Consider the following 16,697-nt stretch of genomic DNA (forward strand, 5'->3'; position numbering starts at 1 on the left):
GCCGGAAAAGATGCTGCTTCGGGCACTATGTCCTGTCGTTCGGGACAGTGAGGTCTTTGCGGAGGCGGTCGAGGATGCCGCGGAGGAGGCGGGAGACCTGCATCTGGCTGACGCCGAGTTCGTTGCCGATCTCCTCCTGGGTGAGGCCGCCGCAGAAGCGCAGCTCGAGGATCTGGCGGTCGCGATCGTCGAGGTCTGAGACGGCCGGTGCCAGGGTATGGACGTTCTCGACCAGTTCGTAGCCCTCTTCGGCATCCGCGACCGTGTCCACGAGGCGGGCGCCGTTGTCGGCGGCGGCGGGGGCGTCGAGCGAGAGGGCGTTGAAGCAGCCACGGACCGATGCCGCTTCGGCGACCTCGCCGGCGTCGGTGCCCAATGCCTCGGCGGTCTCCTGATCGCTGGGGAGATGGCCGAGTTGCTGGGTCAGCTCGGGCTCGGCGGCCGCGATCGAGCCCTGCATCTCCTGCACCCGGCGCGGCGGCCGGACGGTCCACGCGCAGTCGCGGAAATAGCGTTTCAGCTCACCGCGGATCGTCGGTACGGCGTACGAGAGAAAGGCCGTCGACGCGTCGGGGCGATAGCCGTTGGCGGCTTTGACCAGGCCGAGGTAGGCGACCTGCTCGAGATCGTCGGCGTCGACGCCCTTGCGACGGTAGCGGGAGGCGATCGAGCGCGCGACCGGCGCGTTCAGGATGACCACCTCGTCGAGCAACTCCTGCCGCCGCGGATCGGCGAGGCCGTCCGCCTGGACGAGCAGGTCGTGGGTGGAGTCCGCGATCAACTGTGGGGCTTCGGTACTACGGACAGGTGCGATGGTCACGGTGAGAAACCTCGTCGTGTCGTCCTGCGGGAGGTGGCGTCATTGCTGAACCACTTCTCTTCCACCAGACCAGGGACATCCGGTACACGCAAGTCCTCCCGTGTTACAGCTGTTTGAAGCTCGCCCGTTTGGGGTGATCGGCGGCGGGCACCTGAAGTGCAGCAAGAAAACGCCGGGAGAGGTCACCGGCGCGTTGTCGCACGGGGTATCAGCCGCCGGAGCCTTGATCGGCGCCGGCTCGTAGAGAAAGGAACGACCATGCTCCTGATTCTCTGGATCATCGCGGCGATCCTCGTCATTTCCGGGATCGTCTCACTTGTCCGCGGCCAGCTCCTGATGGGCGCCGCACTCATCGTCGTCGGCCTGCTGGTCGGCCCTGGCGGCGTGAGCATCTTCACGTAACACCAGCCACCTGAAATGGTGGCGAGCCCACCAGTGGCGGGCTCGCCCAGGCAGCGGTGACCTTGAACAAGAAATATCTTGTTCAAGGTCACCGCTTGGTGTTCATGCCCACCAGTGGTGGGCTCGCCGCTGTCTAGGGGTGGCGGAAGACTCGTTGGGTGGTGGCTATCCGGAGGGCTTCCAGGTCGGCGATCTGCTGGGCTACCTGGAGCAGCAGGCTGTCGAGTTCGGCGGCGTCGAAGCGGGGTTCGTCGTCGGCCAGGGCGCGAAGGGTACGGAGGCCGGCTGCTTTGCCTTCGACGGCGATGCGGAGGGTTTCGAGCTCTACCACGTCGCTCAGCGGGGAGCGGCGGAAGAGTTCGCCGTTGGGCTTCAGGCGGGTGAGTTTCTCGGCCATCCAGGCGCCGGCGTTCTTCAGCTGATCCGGCTTGGCGCCGACGGCGGCGAGGTAGCGCTCCAGTGCGGTTCGCTCCTCCTCCACTTCCTGCACCATCTTGGCCAGCGCAGTACGGACGACCGGGTCGCTCTGCTGGTCGGCGGCTCGTTTGAACAACTCGATGCCGGCAGCGGACCCCGCGTAGTGGTCCTGCAGATAAGTGGCGAGGAGTGCTTCGTCGATCATCACGACCTAGTACCCACCTTCGACACCTGGAGAACACTGTCAGCGGTTGTCAGGGTTTGACGGTTGACTGGGCACCGTGACAGCTGAGAAGCAGGGCGAGTGTTGTGCCGTGGTGGATCTGCGGCAGTACACGGTGTTTCCACGGCAGCGGGATGCGCTGGTCGACGTCTTCGACGAGGCGTTCATCGAGGGGCAGGAAGAGCACGGGATGCATATCGTGGGCCAGTTCCGCGATCTCGATGATCCGGATCGGTTCGTCTGGCTGCGGGGATTCCGGGATCTGCCGGCCCGGGAGGCGGCGCTGAACGGGTTCTACTACGGACCGGTCTGGAAGGCGCGTGGTGCCGAGGCCAACGTGACGATGAAGGACTCGGACAACGCGCTGCTGCTGAAACCGATCGCGCTTCGTACCGGATATCCGGTACGAGACGCGGGCCGGCCGCCGATCGGCAGTACTGGGATTCCGTCGTCGGTGGTGGCCGGCGCCGTGTATCACCGGGGATCGGCGGGCGACGGTTTCGGGGAGTTCTTCGCCGATCAAATCGAGCCGGTACTGGCCGGGACGGGCACCGGGGTGGTGGCGAGCTTCGAGACGCTTGTTGCCGAGAACAACTTTCCGCCGTTGCCGTTGCGGGACGAGATCGTGCTCGCCTGGTTCGCGGTCTTCCCGAGCGATGCGGCGTACGCCGAACACCGCCGCCAGCTGGACGCGTCCGCGACCTGGCAGCAGAAGGTCCTGCCCGAGATCATCTGCCGTTCGGTCGCAGCACCGCAGCAGCTGCGGCTGCGGCCGACGGCGCGCTCGCAGTTCCGCTAGATCACCGCTGGACAGGGGTCTGCCTAGACCACTCGCGGGGCGGTGCTCACCGATCGCTGATAAATCAGTTGCGGCTTGGCTGGGTGGGCTGCATTCTGATCCAGAACTGTGCAGCTACGAATGCTGCCTGGACTAAGGAGGGTTGACGAATGGCCATCACTGCGCTGCGGCATGCCCGCGTCAGCCTCACTTCTTTCTCCAGGAGCACATCCGATGTCTTCCGACGTCTTTCGTACCGAGCCACCCTTCTTCCCTGATCTCACCAACGAACGCGACGAACGCGACGAACCGGACGTTGCCGACGCCTTCGTCTTCCGCTTCAGCGAAGTGGAAGAGGAACTGGCGGCCGACCAACGCTGGTCCACCTGGCTGGATGTCGAGCGCGGTTCTCGCGGCCCGGAGCCACGGCCCTCTTGGGTAGTGACGGAACAGGCCGCGATCGATACCGAGCTCGGCATCCTCAAAACCGGTAAAGAAGCCGATGTCTTCCTGCTCGAGCGAGCAGTGGCGCAGATCGGCGACAACCCATCGAAGCGGTCGCTGCTGGCCGCCAAGCGGTACCGCTCCGAGGAGCACCGCTCGTTCCACCGCAGTACCTCGTACGTCGAAGGCCGGCGTATTCGCAACAGCCGCGACAGCCGTGCCATGGCGAAGAAGTCCACGCACGGCAGGAGCGTCGCGGCCGGGCAATGGGCCTATGCGGAGTGGGATGCACTCTGCCGGCTCTGGAAGGCCGGGGTTCCCGTTCCGTACCCGGTCCAGGTCGACGGCACCGAGCTGCTGATGGAGTTCATCGACGACGGTGACGGCGGCGCTGCCCCACGGCTGGCACAGGTCCGCCCCAAGGGAGAACTGCTCAACTCGTACTACGAGCAGCTCCGCGACGGTATGCGCGAGCTGGCCAGGGCCGGCCTGGCGCATGGCGACCTGTCGCCGTACAACGTGCTGGCCCAAGGGGACCGGATCGTGATGATCGATCTCCCCCAGGTGGTCGACATCGTGGGCAACCCGAAGGGGATGGACTTCCTGATGCGCGACTGCCACAACATGTGCGCCTGGTTCACCAACCGCGGCCTGGAGGCCGACGAGCACGAGCTCTTCGCCGACCTCCTCACCATGGTGTTCTGACCCACTTTGTGCACCGGCCAGGCATCTACTCGCGAGTAGGACGCTCAGCCGGTGCACAAGGTGGGTTTAGCCGATCGCTTTGGCGGCGGCTCGGCCTGCGGTTCGGCCGGTGAAGAGGCAGCCGCCGACGAAGGTGCCTTCGAGTGAGCGGTAGCCGTGGATGCCGCCGCCGCCGAAGCCGGCCACCTCGCCGGCCGCGTAGACGCCGGGGAGCGGGGTGCCGTCAGCGCGCAGTACCCGGCTGTCGAGGTCGGTCTGCAGGCCGCCTAGTGACTTGCGGGTCAGGATGTTGAGCTTCACGGCGATCAGCGGACCCGCCTTGGGGTCGAGGATCTTGTGCGGCGGCGCCACCCGGATCAGCTTGTCGCCGCGGTAGTTCCGGGCACCGCGCAGCGCGGTCACCTGCAGGTCCTTGGTGAAGGTGTTGTCCATCTCCCGGTCCCGGGCGAGGATCTGGCGCTCCAGTTCGGCGTACTCGATCAGGTCGGAGCCGGCCACCTCGTTCATGCCGCGGACCAGGTCGGACAGGTTGTTGCGGACGACGAAGTCGGCGCCCTTGTCCATGAACGCCTGCACCGGGGCGGTCGCGCCACCGCGGGCCCGGCCGAGCACGCCCTTGATGTCCTTGCCGGTCAGGTCAGGGTTCTGCTCCTGCCCGGACAGCGCGAACTCCTTCTCGATGATCTTCTGGGTGAGCACGAACCAGCTGTAGTCGTAGCCGGTCTTCATGATGTGCTCGAGCGTGCCCAGGGTGTCGAAGCCGGGGAACAGCGGCACCGGCAGCCGCTTGCCGGTGGCGTCGAACCACAGCGACGACGGGCCGGGCAGGATCCGGATCCCGTGCGAGGGCCAGATCGGGTCCCAGTTGCGGATGCCTTCGGTGTAGTGCCACATCCGGTCGCGGTTCACATACCGCCCACCGGCTGCCTCGGTGATCGCAAGCATCCGGCCGTCCACGTGGGCGGGCACACCGGTGATCATCTCCTTCGGTGGCTTGCCCATCCGCTCGGGCCAGGACTCGCGGACCAGGTCGTGGTTGCCGCCGATCCCGCCGGAGGTGACGATCACGGCCTGCGCGGTCAGGGCGAAATCCTCCACCTCGACCCGCGAACTCGGGGCACCCCGTACGACGGTGCTCGGCTCAAGTACCTTGCCGGAAACGCCGTCGACGACCCCGCCGGTCACGGTCAGCTCGTCGACGCGGTGGCGGAACCGGAACTCGACCAGCCCCTTGGCGACGGCCTCGCGGACGCGACGCTCGAACGGGGCGACCAGGCCAGGCCCGGTGCCCCAGGTGATGTGGAAGCGCGGTACCGAGTTGCCGTGGCCGTCGGCGTTGTACCCGCCGCGCTCGGCCCAGCCGACCACCGGGAAGAAGCGGACGCCCTGCGCGTGCAGCCACGGCCGCTTCTCGCCCGCCGCGAAGTCGACGTATGCCTCGGCCCACTGCCGGGCCCACTTGTCCTCGTCGTCCAGCCGATCGAAACCGGCCGAGCCGAGCCAGTCCTGCAGTGCGAGATCGTGGGAGTCCTTGATGCCCATCCGGCGTTGCTCGGGGGAGTTCACGAACATCAGCCCGCCGAACGACCAGAACGCCTGCCCGCCCAGGGAGGCCTCCGGTTCCTGGTCGAGCAGCAACACCTTCTTGCCCGCATCGGCCAGCTCGGCGGTGGCGGCCAGGCCGGCCAACCCGGCTCCCACCACGATCACATCTGCATCCATCGGTGCCCATCCCCTCGCGTCGGTCGTCCATGTATAGCGGACTCCCGAGTAACCATGGACCTGAGTGCGCAAAGTTGCGAGAATAAGGCAGGTGACGACCCTTTTCGCGCAAGATTTGGTACTGCCCGCCGCCGCGCTAGGCGAGGAGAACCCACTGCCGCCGCTGCACCCCGCGCGGGAGGTCCACCAGGTCGAGAACCTGGCCGAGCTGCCGCCCGAGCTGCGCGAGAACATCGCGTACGGCGGCCTGTTGACCACACTGCCCGCGCTCGATCAGGACGGGTACGACCGCAAGCTGGTCGAGCGCGCGCTGCCGTCGCTGGTACTCGAGAACGACCACCTGCGGGCCACCATCCTCCCGAGCCTCGGCGGGCGCCTCTACTCGCTCGTGCATAAGGAGAGCGGCGAGGAGTTGCTCTACCGCAACCCGGTCCTCCAGCCCGCTAACCTGGCCCTGCGCAACGCTTGGTTCGCCGGTGGCGTCGAGTGGAATCTCGGCAGTACGGGCCACTGGACCGGTACCTGCTCGCCGATGCACGCGGCTCGCGTCGACGGCCCGGACGGTACGCCGATACTGCGGCTGTGGGAGTTGGAGCGCACTCGCAACCTGATCATCCAGCTGGACTTCTGGCTGCCCGAGGACTCCGAGCAGCTGTACGTCGGGGTGCGGATCCAGAACCCGTCGAGCGAGACGGTTCCGGTGTACTGGTGGTCGAACATCGCGGTCGAGCAGTCGCCGGGGACGCGGGTACTCGTGCCGGCCGACCACGCCTGGCGGTTCGGGTACGGCAATCGGCTCGACCTGGTCGGCGTACCGGAGTACGACGGGATCGATCTGACGTACCCGATGCGGCACCAGCGGGCCGTCGACTTCTTCTTCGAGTTGGCGCCGGAGGAGCAACCGTGGATCGCGTCAGTTGATGCTGAGGGCAACGGGTTGGCCCAGGCGTCGACGGATCGGCTGCGGGGGCGGAAGCTCTTCGTCTGGGGTGAATCGACCGGTGGCCGGCGGTGGCAGGAGTGGCTCGCGCCGGGGATGGAGGGTCATGGGTACGCAGAGATCCAGGCCGGGCTGGCGCGGACCCAGATGGAGCATCTCAAGTTGCCTGCAGCAACTAATTGGCACTGGCTGGAAGCGTACGGGCGGGTCTCGGTGGATCCGGCGAAGGCGCACGCGGAGGACTGGAAGGCGGCCCGCGCGGCGACAAGCGCAGTACTGGAGCCTGTACTGCGCTCGCTGGCTGCGCGCGAAGAGGAGTGGCTGACCGTCATCGACGCCGAGCCGGCCGAGCAGCTCGGCACCGGCTCGGGATGGGGAGCGCTCGAGCTGCGGCGTACAGGCTGGAAGGTCTCTGCCGGTACGCCGTTCGACGAGGAGACGATGACGGACCGCGAACGCGCCTGGCTGCCGGTGCTCGGCGGGCGGATGCCCGAGGTCACGCCCCAGGATGCGCCCGACGGGACCTTGGTCGCCTGGAAGGACCTGCTCGACGCGGTCGAGGACGACAACTGGCTGGTCTGGTACCACCGCGGCGTGGCCCGCTGGTCCACCGGCGATGAGGAAGGCGCGCACGCCGCGTGGGCGCACTCCTGGGCGCGGGCGAAGAACCCATGGGCACAGCGCAACCTCGCCGTCGCGACGAACAGCCCGGAGCGCGCGGAGCAGGCTGCGCGACACAGCCCGAGCACGCTGGTGCCGTTGCTGGTGGAGGCGATCCACCTTTGTCTCGAGAACGGCGACAGCGGCCGGGCCGGCCAGATCCTCAGCCGGATCGCGACCGAGGTCGAGGGCGATCCGCGGGTCGTGCTCGCCAGGATCCGGTACCTGCTGGAGACCGGCGACGCGGCTGCCGCGCAGGAACTGCTGGACGGAGATCACGAGTACGCCCTCGTCCGCGAAGGGGAGAACCCGCTGGCCGAGTACTGGCAGCGGGCTCAGCGTGCGCTCGGTACGGACCGGCCGGTGCCGTCGCGGCATCAGTTCGGGATGTTCGGCGACAGCTGAAACACAATTGTCAGTACGTGGGAACCGGATGGCCCCAGCCGCCGTCCCACCGATGTGCGGGAAGGCCCGCGCAGGCAGTTTCGACAAACGACGACCGCGCCGCTGCGGGCGACGCGTCGGGGGTGAGTGCCATGTTGACTATCGTTGTATTCGGTGGTTTAAGCCTGGTGCTGCTGGTCACGGCATGCATCGTGGCAGACATCGTTGCGGGCGTCCGGCGCCGCAGCGACGGAATCGAGAAGACAGCCGGACGGGTGACGAAGGTGCGCGGCCCGGTCCGCGGTCAGCTGGAGAGCGGCGCGACCGCGGAGTGCCTGGAGATCACTGTCGAGTACTACACACGACACGGCGAAGGCCCGTTCGAGGTCCAGCGGATGATCCCGCTGACCGCGGCGAGCAGCTACGCCAAGAACGACCGGGTGATCGTCAGCTACGACATCCGGGCGCCCCGCCGGGCCCGGATCGCGGGCAAGGTGAGCCACTGGCCGCAGATCGGCCCACGCTCACCTGTGCCGCAGGGGTAGTTCAGTCCTTCTTTTGCCGGTGTCCCCTCGCCATATGGCGGGGGACCTTTTGATTTTCAGGGCAGCAGGCCCTCGGGCAGCTGCTGCCCCGGCTCGGTCGGCAGGTGCGGCTCGAGCAGCCGGTGCAGGGCCGGGCGGCCCTGACTCAGTACGTACTCCGCGTCCTCGGCCGGCACCCGCTCCGCCAGGTGGGCCAGGGCCTCGCCCATCGCGATCGTCAGCGTGACCGACATCCGGAACTCGTGGCTGTCCTTCGCCCCGAACCGCAGCGTCAGCAGCTCGGCGAACTCACCCGCGTGCTGGTCGTCGAACTCGCCCGGGGTCGTCTCCAGGTCGGGATCGCCCAGACCGCTCAGCACCACCGCGCGGAAGCCCGGATCGGTGGAGTGCATCTCGCGGAAGGTATCGAGAGTGACATCGACGGCCTCCCGCCAGTCCGCCACCACGGCCAGCCGCTCGCGGACCGCCTCGGTGTAGCGATGCTGGTTGCGCCGCTCGATCGCCTGGATCAGCGTGCGCTTGTCCGGGAAGTACCGGTAGACGCTGCCGACCGCGATCTCGGCCCGCCGGGCGATGCTGCTGGTCGAGGCGGCGTCGTACCCGCGCTCGACCACCTCCGCGCAGGCCGCGTCGAGGATGCGCTCGACCTGGCGGTTGGCCCGGTCCTGGGTCGGCGTCCGGCGCAGCGGATACGCCGTACCGGCGTCCGCGCCCGGCTGCTCGCCGGCGGATGTGGTCACCATGCTGTTCATTGTGCCTCTACCCGGCGACAACGTTGCCAACAGCACCGCTTCAGCACTACACGGTTTGCTGTCAGCTTGCGGTCAGCCAGATGACACCGGTCTAGATGACAATCACGCTAGTGATCCGTCCGTCCGGTTCCACCGAGGGAGAATCAACATGCAGGTCAGCAGGAAACTGATTGCGGGACTCGCGTCCCTGGCCGTCGCCGGGGGTGGCCTGGCCGGGAGCGCGGCACTGCCCGGGCAGAGCGCCGAGGCGAAGAGCAGCAACCGGACGAACACCTCCGGAATCCGGATGAACCAGGTCCAGCAGATCGGTTCGCACAACTCGTACCACCGGGAGCTGAACGCGGCCGAGCAGAAGGTCCAGCAGCAGCTGAACCCGGGCGTGGTCGACCTCTTCTACTCGCACGCCTCGGTCCCGCAGCAGCTCGAGGACCAGAACATCCGGACGCTGGAGTTCGACCTGTTCCCGGACCCGGCCGGCGGTCTCTACACCTACCCGCTGCTCCGCAAGCTAACCGGTCAGGGCCCCCTCACCGACCCGGCGCTCGCACAGCCCGGCATCAAGGTCATGCACGTCCCGGACTTCGACTACAACACCAACTGCCGGACCTTCGTACTGTGCCTGCAGCAGGTCAAGGCGTGGACCGACGAGCACCCGGACACGGCGCCGATCTCGATCAACCTCGAGCTGAAGCAGTCCGACCCGCAGGTGGTCGCCGCCGGCGGCGTTGTGGCGCCGCCGTGGGACCTGACCAACCTGAACAGCGTCGACACCGAGATCCGCTCGGTCTTCAGCGCGGACGACCTGATCACGCCGGACGACGTCCGCAAGCCGGGCCTGACGCTGGAGCAGTCGGTACTGACCAAGGGATGGCCGACACTGCGGGATGCCCGCGGCAAGGTGATGTTCTACTTCGACAACGGCGGCCCGGGCGCGATCCGCGACCTGTACCGGACGGACAAGCCGAACCTGGAGGGCCGTGCCGTCTTCACCCGCGGGCCCGAGGGTGAGCCGGACGCCGCGATCACCGAGGCGAATGACCCGCGGGGCGCTGGCCAGGCCGAGATCCAGCGGCTGGTCAAGAAGGGCTACCTGGTCCGGAGCCGGTCGGACGAGCCGATGTCGACGATCCGGAACCAGGACTACACCCGGCTCGGCATCGCGCTCGCCAGCGGCGCGCAGTACGTGACGACAGACTTCCCGGTCGCCGGGATGGCTGCCCGCTACGACAGTGACTTCGTCGCCCAACTGCCGGAGCACGCCGCCGTACGATGCAACCCGGTGACGGCACCGAAGAAGTGCCGGGGAGCGGTTTCAGAAGAAAGGTGAGTCCATGTCGGAGCACGTGGTCGAGGTCAGCTGGAGTCGCGGTGAGTACGAATTCACCTACCAGAGCTACAGCCGCGACCACGAGTGGCGCTTCGACGGTGGAGTGACCGTGCCTGGGTCCGCCAATCCGGCGTACCTGGGTACGGACTCCGGGACGGTCGATCCGGAGGAGGCGTTCGTGGCCTCGCTGTCGTCGTGCCACATGCTCACCTTCCTCGCGATCGCGGCGAAGAAGCGGCTGGTGGTCGACTCGTACGTCGATCACGCGGTCGGCGTGATGGCCAAGAACGAGGCCGGCCGGGTGGCGGTCACCAAGGTGACGCTGCACCCGGTGATCACCTTCGCGGGTGAGACGCCGGACGAGGCGGCGCTGGAGCGGCTGCACCACCTGTCGCACCAGGAGTGCTTCATCGCCAACTCGGTGACCACCGAAGTAGTCGTCGAGCAGTAGTCGTCGAGAAGTAGTTCTGGAGAAACAGTTCTGGAGAAATAAAGAACCACCCGGGCCGGCCTGAGCCTCGCGCAATCGGCGTCAGGACAGCCAGCGGGTGGTTCTTCGGGTGCTCCGCTGTGGCGGAGCACCGGCGACGGGCAGGCGACGCGCTCGCATAGGGGCGCCTCGTGCGTCATGCGACTTCCGTGCGGTCTACCTCGGTGGGGAAGACCGTTCGGGTTGCGCCGCCTGTCCGTCCGTCCGGTTCGCGCCTTACTGCTCGGCGGCGGCGTCGCTCCGGTCGATTGGGGAGACCACTGAGGCGGCCGCGGGGGCCGTCTTGTCGCTGCGGTCATCGCGGCGCAGGTGAACCTGCTCGGTGGCGATGACTGTCATCAGTCGGTGGATCGTCATGCCTGTGAGACGCACGGAACCGGCAGGTATGACGAGGATTTGCGAAACTTTCTCGGTGTGATCGGTGACACACGGCGCGATCGCCCGGAGACCGGCTACGTCTCGTCCAGCCCATCAGGGCGGAGCGGGACCAGTTCGCGGGCCTCGTCGTAGGTCGTACCGGTCAGTTCGAGTAGGTCGACGATGGTCGAGCGCATCTGGCCGAGTACTACGACGGCCGACAGGCCGGGGGGTGTGGGTAGTACCGCGGTGCGGCGGCCAAGCTCGCCCAGGACGCGGTGGGCGGCGACGTCGGCGGCGGGCTCGAAGAGGGACTCCGCGATCAGCCGGGTGCCGTCCGCGAGGCGGTCGAGGAGCATCGGGTACTCGTCGGGCATCCGCTCGTCGCGCCAGACGGAGACGGCGACCCGGCGTACCAGGACCCGGATGTTGCGGATAGCGCGGTCGAGCGGCTCGACCAGATCGGCGATCTCCTGGACCCGGCCGCGGTGGCGGCGGCGAAAGGGGGAGAGGCGGACCACTGCGACGCCCTCGGCGGCAGCGCTTCGGAGGTTGTCGAGCAGGCCCTCGCTGTCGCGGGCCCGGCGGAGTGCGTCCGTGACGGCGGCGTGGTCGTTCAGGCGGAGACCATCGGCGGCCTCGATCAGGATGCCGGACAGCTCGTTGAGTACGGCGGTGGCTTGTTGCCGAGGGCGACGAATCGCGGTCGCGGGGGCGATGGTCGCCGCGGCCAGCGCGACCACGCCACCGAGCGCCGCGTCGAGCCAGCGGTTGAAGGCGGCGCCGTCGGTGGGCAGCAAAGTGGTCACGATCGCGGCCTGGACGCCGGCCTGGGTGGTCATCAGAGTGCCGGCGCCGAGCAGGACCGCGATGCTCATCGCGAGCGCGATGACGAAGACGAGCTGAAGCGCGCCGGTGCCGAAGACCCGGACGAACAGGTCGCCGACGCCGACCCCGACGGCCACGCCGACCATCACCTCGGCGACCCGGCGCAGGCGCTGACCGAAGCTGAAACCGAGACAGACCATCGCGGCGACCGGCGCGAAGAACGGCTGCTTGTGGCCCAGGGCGTACCGGGCGATGGCCCAGGCGATGGCGGCGGCGAGGGCACACTGGGCGATGAAGAACGCGCGGTCGCGCCAGCGCTCGAGCCGACGGTTGAGGGAGGCTTTGGAACGCCGGGCAGCGCGCGGAGCGATGTCGTCACGCAGCTCGCGCAACTGCTCCAGGGTCAGCCGGACCGGATCCATCACCCCATCATCGGGGATCAATGGCTGGTACCAGCGCAGGGGCGCCGCCTTGATTCAGGTGGCCTGGACAGCGAGGGTGGTGGCATGACCGACAACAACCGTGAGGACTACGGCAGCTACAGCGTCGACGACGAGGACCAGCTGCAGGCGTCGGACACGCTGGACGACCGCGGCGTGGACGATCTGCTGGACGAGGGCTACTCACCGCCCGAGAAGTGGTCCGCGGGCGAAGGCTTCGGTACCACCGCCGAGGAGGCGCTGGAGGGCGAGACGCTGGACCAGCGGATCGCGCAGGAGGAGCCCGAGCCCGACCCGTACGCCGAGGAAGCCGAGAACGTCGGCGGCCCAGAGGTCGGCCAGGTCCGCTCCGGCCGGCTGGTCGCACCGGACGAGGGCGCCCACTCCGACGAGGAGAAGGACCTGGTCGCCGAGGACGTTGGCTTCGACGGCGCCGCTGCCAGCGCCGAGGAAGCAGCCGTCCACGTGGTCAACGACGACGAGCCCTTCGAACTCGACGACGAAGACGAAACCGACCTCACCGACGTCCGCGACGTAGACCTCGGCGACATAGGCGACCTCGAAGACTGACCCCACCCCGGCAACCGCGTCCGGCCGCATTTCGGCGGTTAACCGTCCAATTTGTGGGTTGTCCGGGTCACCCCGGAATCAGGGGTGACAACCCACCACCCCGGCGGTTAACCGCCGAAATTGGGGCGGGGGGTGGCGATGATGGTGCAGCCCTCTGAGGGCACCAGGGTCACGTTTCGGGGTTTTGCTTTTTCTGGTGCTGGGGCGACAGCTCGTACGTCGTACCGGGTGAGGGCTGCGCGGAGGATTTCGGTGGATTCCAGGAGGGAGAAGCCGGCGCCGATGCAGCGGCGGGTGCCGCCGCCGAAGGGGATCCAGGTGCCGGGGGCCGGTGGGTTGTCGCCGAGGAAGCGCTCCGGGCGGAAGGTGTGGACGTCGGGGAAATGCTGTTCGTCGCCTTGGACCAGGCCGATGGCGGGCATCACGGTAGTACCGCGGGGGAGGCGGTAGCCGGCGATCTCGGTCGCTTCGGTGAGTCGGCGGCCGACCTGGTAGACGACGGGGTGCAGGCGCAGGGATTCCTTGCCCATGGCTTCCAGGTAGGCGTCGTCACCTTCGTCTGCTGCCTGCTGACCAGCCTGCAGCTGCTCGGGCATCCGGGCGAGCTCGTGGAACGCCCAGGCGAGTGAGGTCGCCGTCGTCTCGTGGCCGGCCAGCAGCAGCGTGACCAGCTGGTCCCGCAGCTCGACGTCCGACCAGGTGCCCGCGGCAAGCAGTTTCGACAGCACATCGTTGCGCTCGGCAACCGTTGGGTCGACCCGGCGGCGGGCGATCTCGTCGTACAGGATCTCGTCGACCTGCTGCTGGGCGCGCAGGAACGTTCGCCACGGCGGGAACCTCAGCAGGGTGGGGTAGAACGCGCCGAGCATGATGACCGGCCCGACCGAGACCACCTTCTCGACCAGCGGGCGCAGCCGCTCCAGCCGGTCCGAGTCCGTCACCCCGAACACCACCTGCAGGATCACCTCGAGGGTGAGGTCGCGCATCCGGTCGTGCAGCCGGAAGGGTTCGCCGACCGGCCAGGCCTCGACCTCGTCGCGGGCCAGCTGGGCGATCATCTCCGAGTACCCCCGCAGCGCGTGCCCGTTGAAGGCGGGCATCAGCTGGCGCCGCATCCGGACGTGGTCGTCATCGTCGACCAGCAGCAACGAGTGCGAGCCCATGATCGGTTCGAGCGCCGTGTTCCCCTCGCCGGCGTGCGCGATCGACGGCGGCGTACTGAACACCTCACGGATGTGCTCCGGCCGGCTGACCACCACGACCACCCGGCTTGACGGCACCAGGCGAATCGTGAACACATCCCCGTACTGCGCCCGCAGCCGCGGGAAGAACGTTTTGCGATGCCTGGCGAACAACACCGTCTGCACGAAAGTAGGCAGCCGCGAGCCGGGCGGCAGCGCCCGCGCCGTCTCCCGATCAAGCGTTCGCGCCCCGAGCAAGGGTGTCGGCGGGGTCATTGCCACCTCCTGGAAGCTATCGGCCCTTTCACGCTACTTCCGTCCGGTGAACGCCGCATGGCCGCGCCGGGTCAAGCACCCGGTGGGCAACGACTAGGAGGCGTCGTGTGCCGCCAGGGCGGCTACCAGGCGGGGTAGTTGTTCTGCCTGTGCCGGATCGAGGCCGGTGAGCTTATCGACCTGGCGAAGCCGGTAGTCGACGGTGTTGGCGTGCACATGCAGCTCGGTTGCTGTCTGGCGGCGGTTGCGACCGTGGCTGAGGTAGCAGCGCAGAGTCTGGAGGAGGTCCGGCCGGGCGACCAATGGCTCCACCAGTCGAGCGAGCTGGTCACGGGCCGGACTCGGCCGGGTCAGCTGGTACTCGAGCACCAGGTCGTCCAGCCGGTGCACCCCGGCCGGCAGGCGATAGATCCGCACCACCTCGAGTAGCTCGCGCACCAGGGTGACGGCGGCTGGTACCTCCTCCGGAGCCGCTGTCGCCACGGTGAAGATCACCTCGACGCCGGCTGCCTTGCTGATCCGATTCCTCAACTCATCAAGGTGAATGACGGATTCGGGGAGTAGAGCGATACCGTCGTCCGTCGACAGGCTCGACATCGCCGGGCCGGCAGGCGTTCGATCCAGCTCGACGCGGATCCGGCGGAGCTTGCGGCGGGCAACTATTTTGGCGTCCACGCCGGGTTGCTGTTCGTCCGCGTGCGCACCGAAAGCCAGCCCGAGTACGACGTACCGGCTGGGGAGGCGCAGGCCGGAGCGACGGGCTACCTCGGTGGCGGGGCCGCCGTCCAGGAGAGCTGTCAGGAGGGACTGGCGAGTCGCCTGGTCTTCGCCGGCGATGGTCTGGCGCTCTTCGAAGTAGCTGGCCGACACCGCGGCGGTGACGGTCTGCAGGAAATCGAGGATCAGCCGGTTGAGCGTGAGTGCGTCTGCGAGCTCCTCCGGGCGGAAGCCGGCGGCGACGTGGTCGGCGCAGATCCGGCCGCCCAGGTGGTACGCCGCCAGCAGTGCTTCGAGCGGGACGCCCTCCTCGGCGCGGCGGGTGGCCGACTCGCGGAGTGGCTCGAGCGCGTCGCCGGTCGGTGGGCGACCGGTGCGGAAAGTCTCGATGAAGGCTCGCAGGCTGCGGTCGATCACGCGGCGGATGTCGCCTTGCAACTCCTCGCGCGGGAGCTGGGCGTAGAGCGGGATCTCGATGACCAACTGGTCCAGAACGGCGTCGACCAGCACGCCGAGACTCGCCGTCAGAACCTCGTGGGCCGGTATGCCGCCGACCATCAGCTTGTGAGCCGTCACAACCGATGCCCCCTGAAGTCTGGGGTCTGCCCCAGCGACCTGGTCATACTTTGTGGCCGAACATTACTCATCAAGTATCGGGTGATCAAAAGAATGCGGAGGGTGAGGATGTTCGGAAGACGCTCGCTGGGCTGGGCCGGCGCGGTTTCACTGGTGACCGCGCTGCTGGTCCCGACCGCTGCCGCCCAGGCAGCGGAACCCCTGGAGTACGTCGCGATCGGCGACTCGTCGGCCGCCGGGCCGCTGATTCCGTGGCAGATCGACCTTGCTTGCCTGCGGTCGAGCATCAACTACCCGCACGTCGCGGCCGACCTGCTGGGGGCGCAACTGAAGGACGTCACCTGCTCCGGGGCGGTGGTTCCCGACTTCACGGGCAAGCAGTTCGGGTTCATACCGCCGCAGTTCTCCGCCTTGAAATCGACGACCGACTTGGTGACGGTCGCCATCGGCGGGAACGACACCGGGCTGGTCACGGCGGCGCTGAGCTGCATCAACCTGCTCCCGCCTCCGGTCGGTACTTCGTGCAAGGCGCGCTTCACCAAGGGCGGTAAGGATCAACTCGCTGCGAAGATCACGGCCACCGGTCCCGCTGTCGGTGCCGCCCTGGAGAGGATCCGTGAGCTCGCGCCCCACGCGAAGGTGCTCGTCACCGGCTATGGCACCTACATCCGTCCTGGTGGTTGCTATCCGCTGGTCCCGGTCTGGTCGGTGGACGCCGACTATCTCCAGGCGACGGTGGACCGGCTCAACACAATGCTGGCCGAACAAGCGGCGGCGCACGGCGCGCAGTACGTCGACCTGCGGACACCGAGTATCGGCCACGACGCTTGCGCACCGGTCAGCAAGCGGTGGCTCGAGGGCCTGATCCCGAGCTCGATCGCAGCACCGCTCCATCCGAGCGCGGCCGGCATGGCAGCCTTCGGCCAACTCGTCGCGAACCAGGCGGTGGGCTGATGAAACGCCGGCCGGTGTCTTCACGGCGATCGGCCTGCCGGAGTAGGCGTTTGAGGGGTTGACCCCAAGGCCGGTTAGTTAGGGGAGTTGGTGTGGTGTCAAGGGCGTGTTGAACGTGGAGCAGCGGAGCTCCTTAGGTAGACAGGTTTGTCCTCGCGAGACAACCAGCTACCAGAAGAGGCTCCGCTG

At 67.8% G+C, this 16,697-nt stretch carries 17 protein-coding genes; 9 read left to right on the forward strand and 8 right to left on the reverse strand.

What is annotated here, in order from left to right; all coding sequences use genetic code 11:
- Positions 1-25: 25 nt before the first annotated feature.
- Positions 26-820, reverse strand: a complete 795-nt coding sequence (locus tag G3I17_RS25915) for a sigma-70 family RNA polymerase sigma factor (RefSeq protein ID WP_164600191.1) — start codon at positions 818-820, stop codon at positions 26-28.
- Between the two features lie 258 nt (positions 821-1,078).
- Here G3I17_RS25915 and G3I17_RS40030 point away from each other — a divergent pair, with 258 nt between their 5' ends.
- Positions 1,079-1,222 (forward strand): GPGG-motif small membrane protein, encoded by a 144-nt coding sequence (locus G3I17_RS40030; protein ID WP_203590735.1) that lies wholly within the window; start codon positions 1,079-1,081, stop codon positions 1,220-1,222.
- A gap of 133 nt (positions 1,223-1,355) precedes the next feature.
- Here the strand turns inward: G3I17_RS40030 and G3I17_RS25920 are convergent, their stop codons facing one another.
- Positions 1,356-1,844, reverse strand: coding sequence for a DUF892 family protein (locus G3I17_RS25920; protein WP_203590736.1), 489 nt, complete (start codon positions 1,842-1,844; stop codon positions 1,356-1,358).
- Positions 1,845-1,920: 76 nt separating this feature from the next.
- Here G3I17_RS25920 and G3I17_RS25925 point away from each other — a divergent pair, with 76 nt between their 5' ends.
- Both G3I17_RS25925 and G3I17_RS25930 read left to right on the forward strand, forming a co-directional pair.
- A complete protein-coding gene (locus G3I17_RS25925) occupies positions 1,921-2,661 on the forward strand; it encodes an NIPSNAP family protein (protein ID WP_203590737.1) in 741 nt (246 codons plus the stop codon).
- Between the two features lie 213 nt (positions 2,662-2,874).
- Positions 2,875-3,789, forward strand: a complete 915-nt coding sequence (locus G3I17_RS25930; RefSeq protein ID WP_164600193.1) for an RIO1 family regulatory kinase/ATPase — start codon at positions 2,875-2,877, stop codon at positions 3,787-3,789.
- Between the two features lie 66 nt (positions 3,790-3,855).
- Here the strand turns inward: G3I17_RS25930 and G3I17_RS25935 are convergent, their stop codons facing one another.
- Positions 3,856-5,511, reverse strand: coding sequence for an FAD-binding dehydrogenase (locus G3I17_RS25935; RefSeq protein ID WP_164600194.1), 1,656 nt, complete (start codon positions 5,509-5,511; stop codon positions 3,856-3,858).
- 91 nt (positions 5,512-5,602) lie between these two features.
- Between G3I17_RS25935 and G3I17_RS25940 the strand changes: the two genes are divergently transcribed.
- Together G3I17_RS25940 and G3I17_RS25945 are read left to right on the forward strand one after the other, a co-directional pair.
- Positions 5,603-7,516: a DUF5107 domain-containing protein gene (locus tag G3I17_RS25940; RefSeq protein WP_164600195.1), complete on the forward strand. Its 1,914-nt coding sequence runs from the start codon at positions 5,603-5,605 to the stop codon at positions 7,514-7,516.
- A gap of 131 nt (positions 7,517-7,647) precedes the next feature.
- Complete coding sequence (locus G3I17_RS25945; protein ID WP_203590738.1) at positions 7,648-8,040, forward strand: DUF3592 domain-containing protein; 393 nt, start codon at positions 7,648-7,650, stop codon at positions 8,038-8,040.
- 56 nt (positions 8,041-8,096) lie between these two features.
- On the opposite strand, the gene G3I17_RS25950 is transcribed toward G3I17_RS25945, so the two are convergent.
- Positions 8,097-8,783 (reverse strand): TetR/AcrR family transcriptional regulator, encoded by a 687-nt coding sequence (locus G3I17_RS25950; protein WP_164600196.1) that lies wholly within the window; start codon positions 8,781-8,783, stop codon positions 8,097-8,099.
- A gap of 157 nt (positions 8,784-8,940) precedes the next feature.
- Between G3I17_RS25950 and G3I17_RS25955 the strand changes: the two genes are divergently transcribed.
- A complete protein-coding gene (locus G3I17_RS25955; RefSeq protein ID WP_164600197.1) occupies positions 8,941-10,119 on the forward strand; it encodes a phosphatidylinositol-specific phospholipase C1-like protein in 1,179 nt (392 codons plus the stop codon).
- Between the two features lie 4 nt (positions 10,120-10,123).
- Positions 10,124-10,570: an OsmC family protein gene (locus G3I17_RS25960; protein ID WP_164600198.1), complete on the forward strand. Its 447-nt coding sequence runs from the start codon at positions 10,124-10,126 to the stop codon at positions 10,568-10,570.
- A gap of 255 nt (positions 10,571-10,825) precedes the next feature.
- On the opposite strand, the gene G3I17_RS25965 is transcribed toward G3I17_RS25960, so the two are convergent.
- Both G3I17_RS25965 and G3I17_RS25970 read right to left on the reverse strand, forming a co-directional pair.
- Positions 10,826-10,966: a hypothetical protein gene (locus tag G3I17_RS25965; RefSeq protein ID WP_164600199.1), complete on the reverse strand. Its 141-nt coding sequence runs from the start codon at positions 10,964-10,966 to the stop codon at positions 10,826-10,828.
- 95 nt (positions 10,967-11,061) lie between these two features.
- The gene (locus G3I17_RS25970) at positions 11,062-12,216 is read right to left on the reverse strand and encodes an FUSC family protein (protein WP_164600200.1); all 1,155 of its coding nucleotides are present in this window, start codon (positions 12,214-12,216) and stop codon (positions 11,062-11,064) included.
- 84 nt (positions 12,217-12,300) lie between these two features.
- Between G3I17_RS25970 and G3I17_RS25975 the strand changes: the two genes are divergently transcribed.
- Positions 12,301-12,804, forward strand: coding sequence for a DUF5709 domain-containing protein (locus G3I17_RS25975; RefSeq protein ID WP_164600201.1), 504 nt, complete (start codon positions 12,301-12,303; stop codon positions 12,802-12,804).
- A 107-nt stretch (positions 12,805-12,911) separates the two neighbouring features.
- On the opposite strand, the gene G3I17_RS25980 is transcribed toward G3I17_RS25975, so the two are convergent.
- Both G3I17_RS25980 and G3I17_RS42230 read right to left on the reverse strand, forming a co-directional pair.
- Complete coding sequence (locus G3I17_RS25980) at positions 12,912-14,261, reverse strand: cytochrome P450 (protein ID WP_164600202.1); 1,350 nt, start codon at positions 14,259-14,261, stop codon at positions 12,912-12,914.
- A gap of 93 nt (positions 14,262-14,354) precedes the next feature.
- Positions 14,355-15,554: a helix-turn-helix domain-containing protein gene (locus G3I17_RS42230; protein WP_164600203.1), complete on the reverse strand. Its 1,200-nt coding sequence runs from the start codon at positions 15,552-15,554 to the stop codon at positions 14,355-14,357.
- Between the two features lie 108 nt (positions 15,555-15,662).
- Here G3I17_RS42230 and G3I17_RS25990 point away from each other — a divergent pair, with 108 nt between their 5' ends.
- A complete protein-coding gene (locus tag G3I17_RS25990) occupies positions 15,663-16,508 on the forward strand; it encodes an SGNH/GDSL hydrolase family protein (RefSeq protein ID WP_203590739.1) in 846 nt (281 codons plus the stop codon).
- The last annotated feature ends 189 nt before the right edge of the window (positions 16,509-16,697 follow it).

Source organism: Streptomyces sp. SID13031, assembly GCF_010548305.1.
Classification (GTDB): domain Bacteria; phylum Actinomycetota; class Actinomycetes; order Propionibacteriales; family Kribbellaceae; genus Kribbella.

Excerpts from the sequence above, each read along its gene's own strand:
- G3I17_RS40030 (WP_203590735.1), top strand. The coding sequence starts at position 1,079 with ATGCTCCTGATTCTCTGGATCATCGCGGCGATCCTCGTCATTTCCGGG.
- G3I17_RS25920 (WP_203590736.1), bottom strand. The coding sequence starts at position 1,844 with ATGATCGACGAAGCACTCCTCGCCACTTATCTGCAGGACCACTACGCG.
- G3I17_RS25930 (WP_164600193.1), top strand. The coding sequence starts at position 2,875 with ATGTCTTCCGACGTCTTTCGTACCGAGCCACCCTTCTTCCCTGATCTC.
- G3I17_RS25935 (WP_164600194.1), bottom strand. The coding sequence starts at position 5,511 with ATGGATGCAGATGTGATCGTGGTGGGAGCCGGGTTGGCCGGCCTGGCC.
- G3I17_RS25945 (WP_203590738.1), top strand. The coding sequence starts at position 7,648 with ATGTTGACTATCGTTGTATTCGGTGGTTTAAGCCTGGTGCTGCTGGTC.
- G3I17_RS25950 (WP_164600196.1), bottom strand. The coding sequence starts at position 8,783 with ATGGTGACCACATCCGCCGGCGAGCAGCCGGGCGCGGACGCCGGTACG.
- G3I17_RS25955 (WP_164600197.1), top strand. The coding sequence starts at position 8,941 with ATGCAGGTCAGCAGGAAACTGATTGCGGGACTCGCGTCCCTGGCCGTC.
- G3I17_RS25960 (WP_164600198.1), top strand. The coding sequence starts at position 10,124 with ATGTCGGAGCACGTGGTCGAGGTCAGCTGGAGTCGCGGTGAGTACGAA.
- G3I17_RS25965 (WP_164600199.1), bottom strand. The coding sequence starts at position 10,966 with ATGACGATCCACCGACTGATGACAGTCATCGCCACCGAGCAGGTTCAC.
- G3I17_RS25970 (WP_164600200.1), bottom strand. The coding sequence starts at position 12,216 with ATGGATCCGGTCCGGCTGACCCTGGAGCAGTTGCGCGAGCTGCGTGAC.
- G3I17_RS25975 (WP_164600201.1), top strand. The coding sequence starts at position 12,301 with ATGACCGACAACAACCGTGAGGACTACGGCAGCTACAGCGTCGACGAC.
- G3I17_RS25980 (WP_164600202.1), bottom strand. The coding sequence starts at position 14,261 with ATGACCCCGCCGACACCCTTGCTCGGGGCGCGAACGCTTGATCGGGAG.
- G3I17_RS25990 (WP_203590739.1), top strand. The coding sequence starts at position 15,663 with ATGTTCGGAAGACGCTCGCTGGGCTGGGCCGGCGCGGTTTCACTGGTG.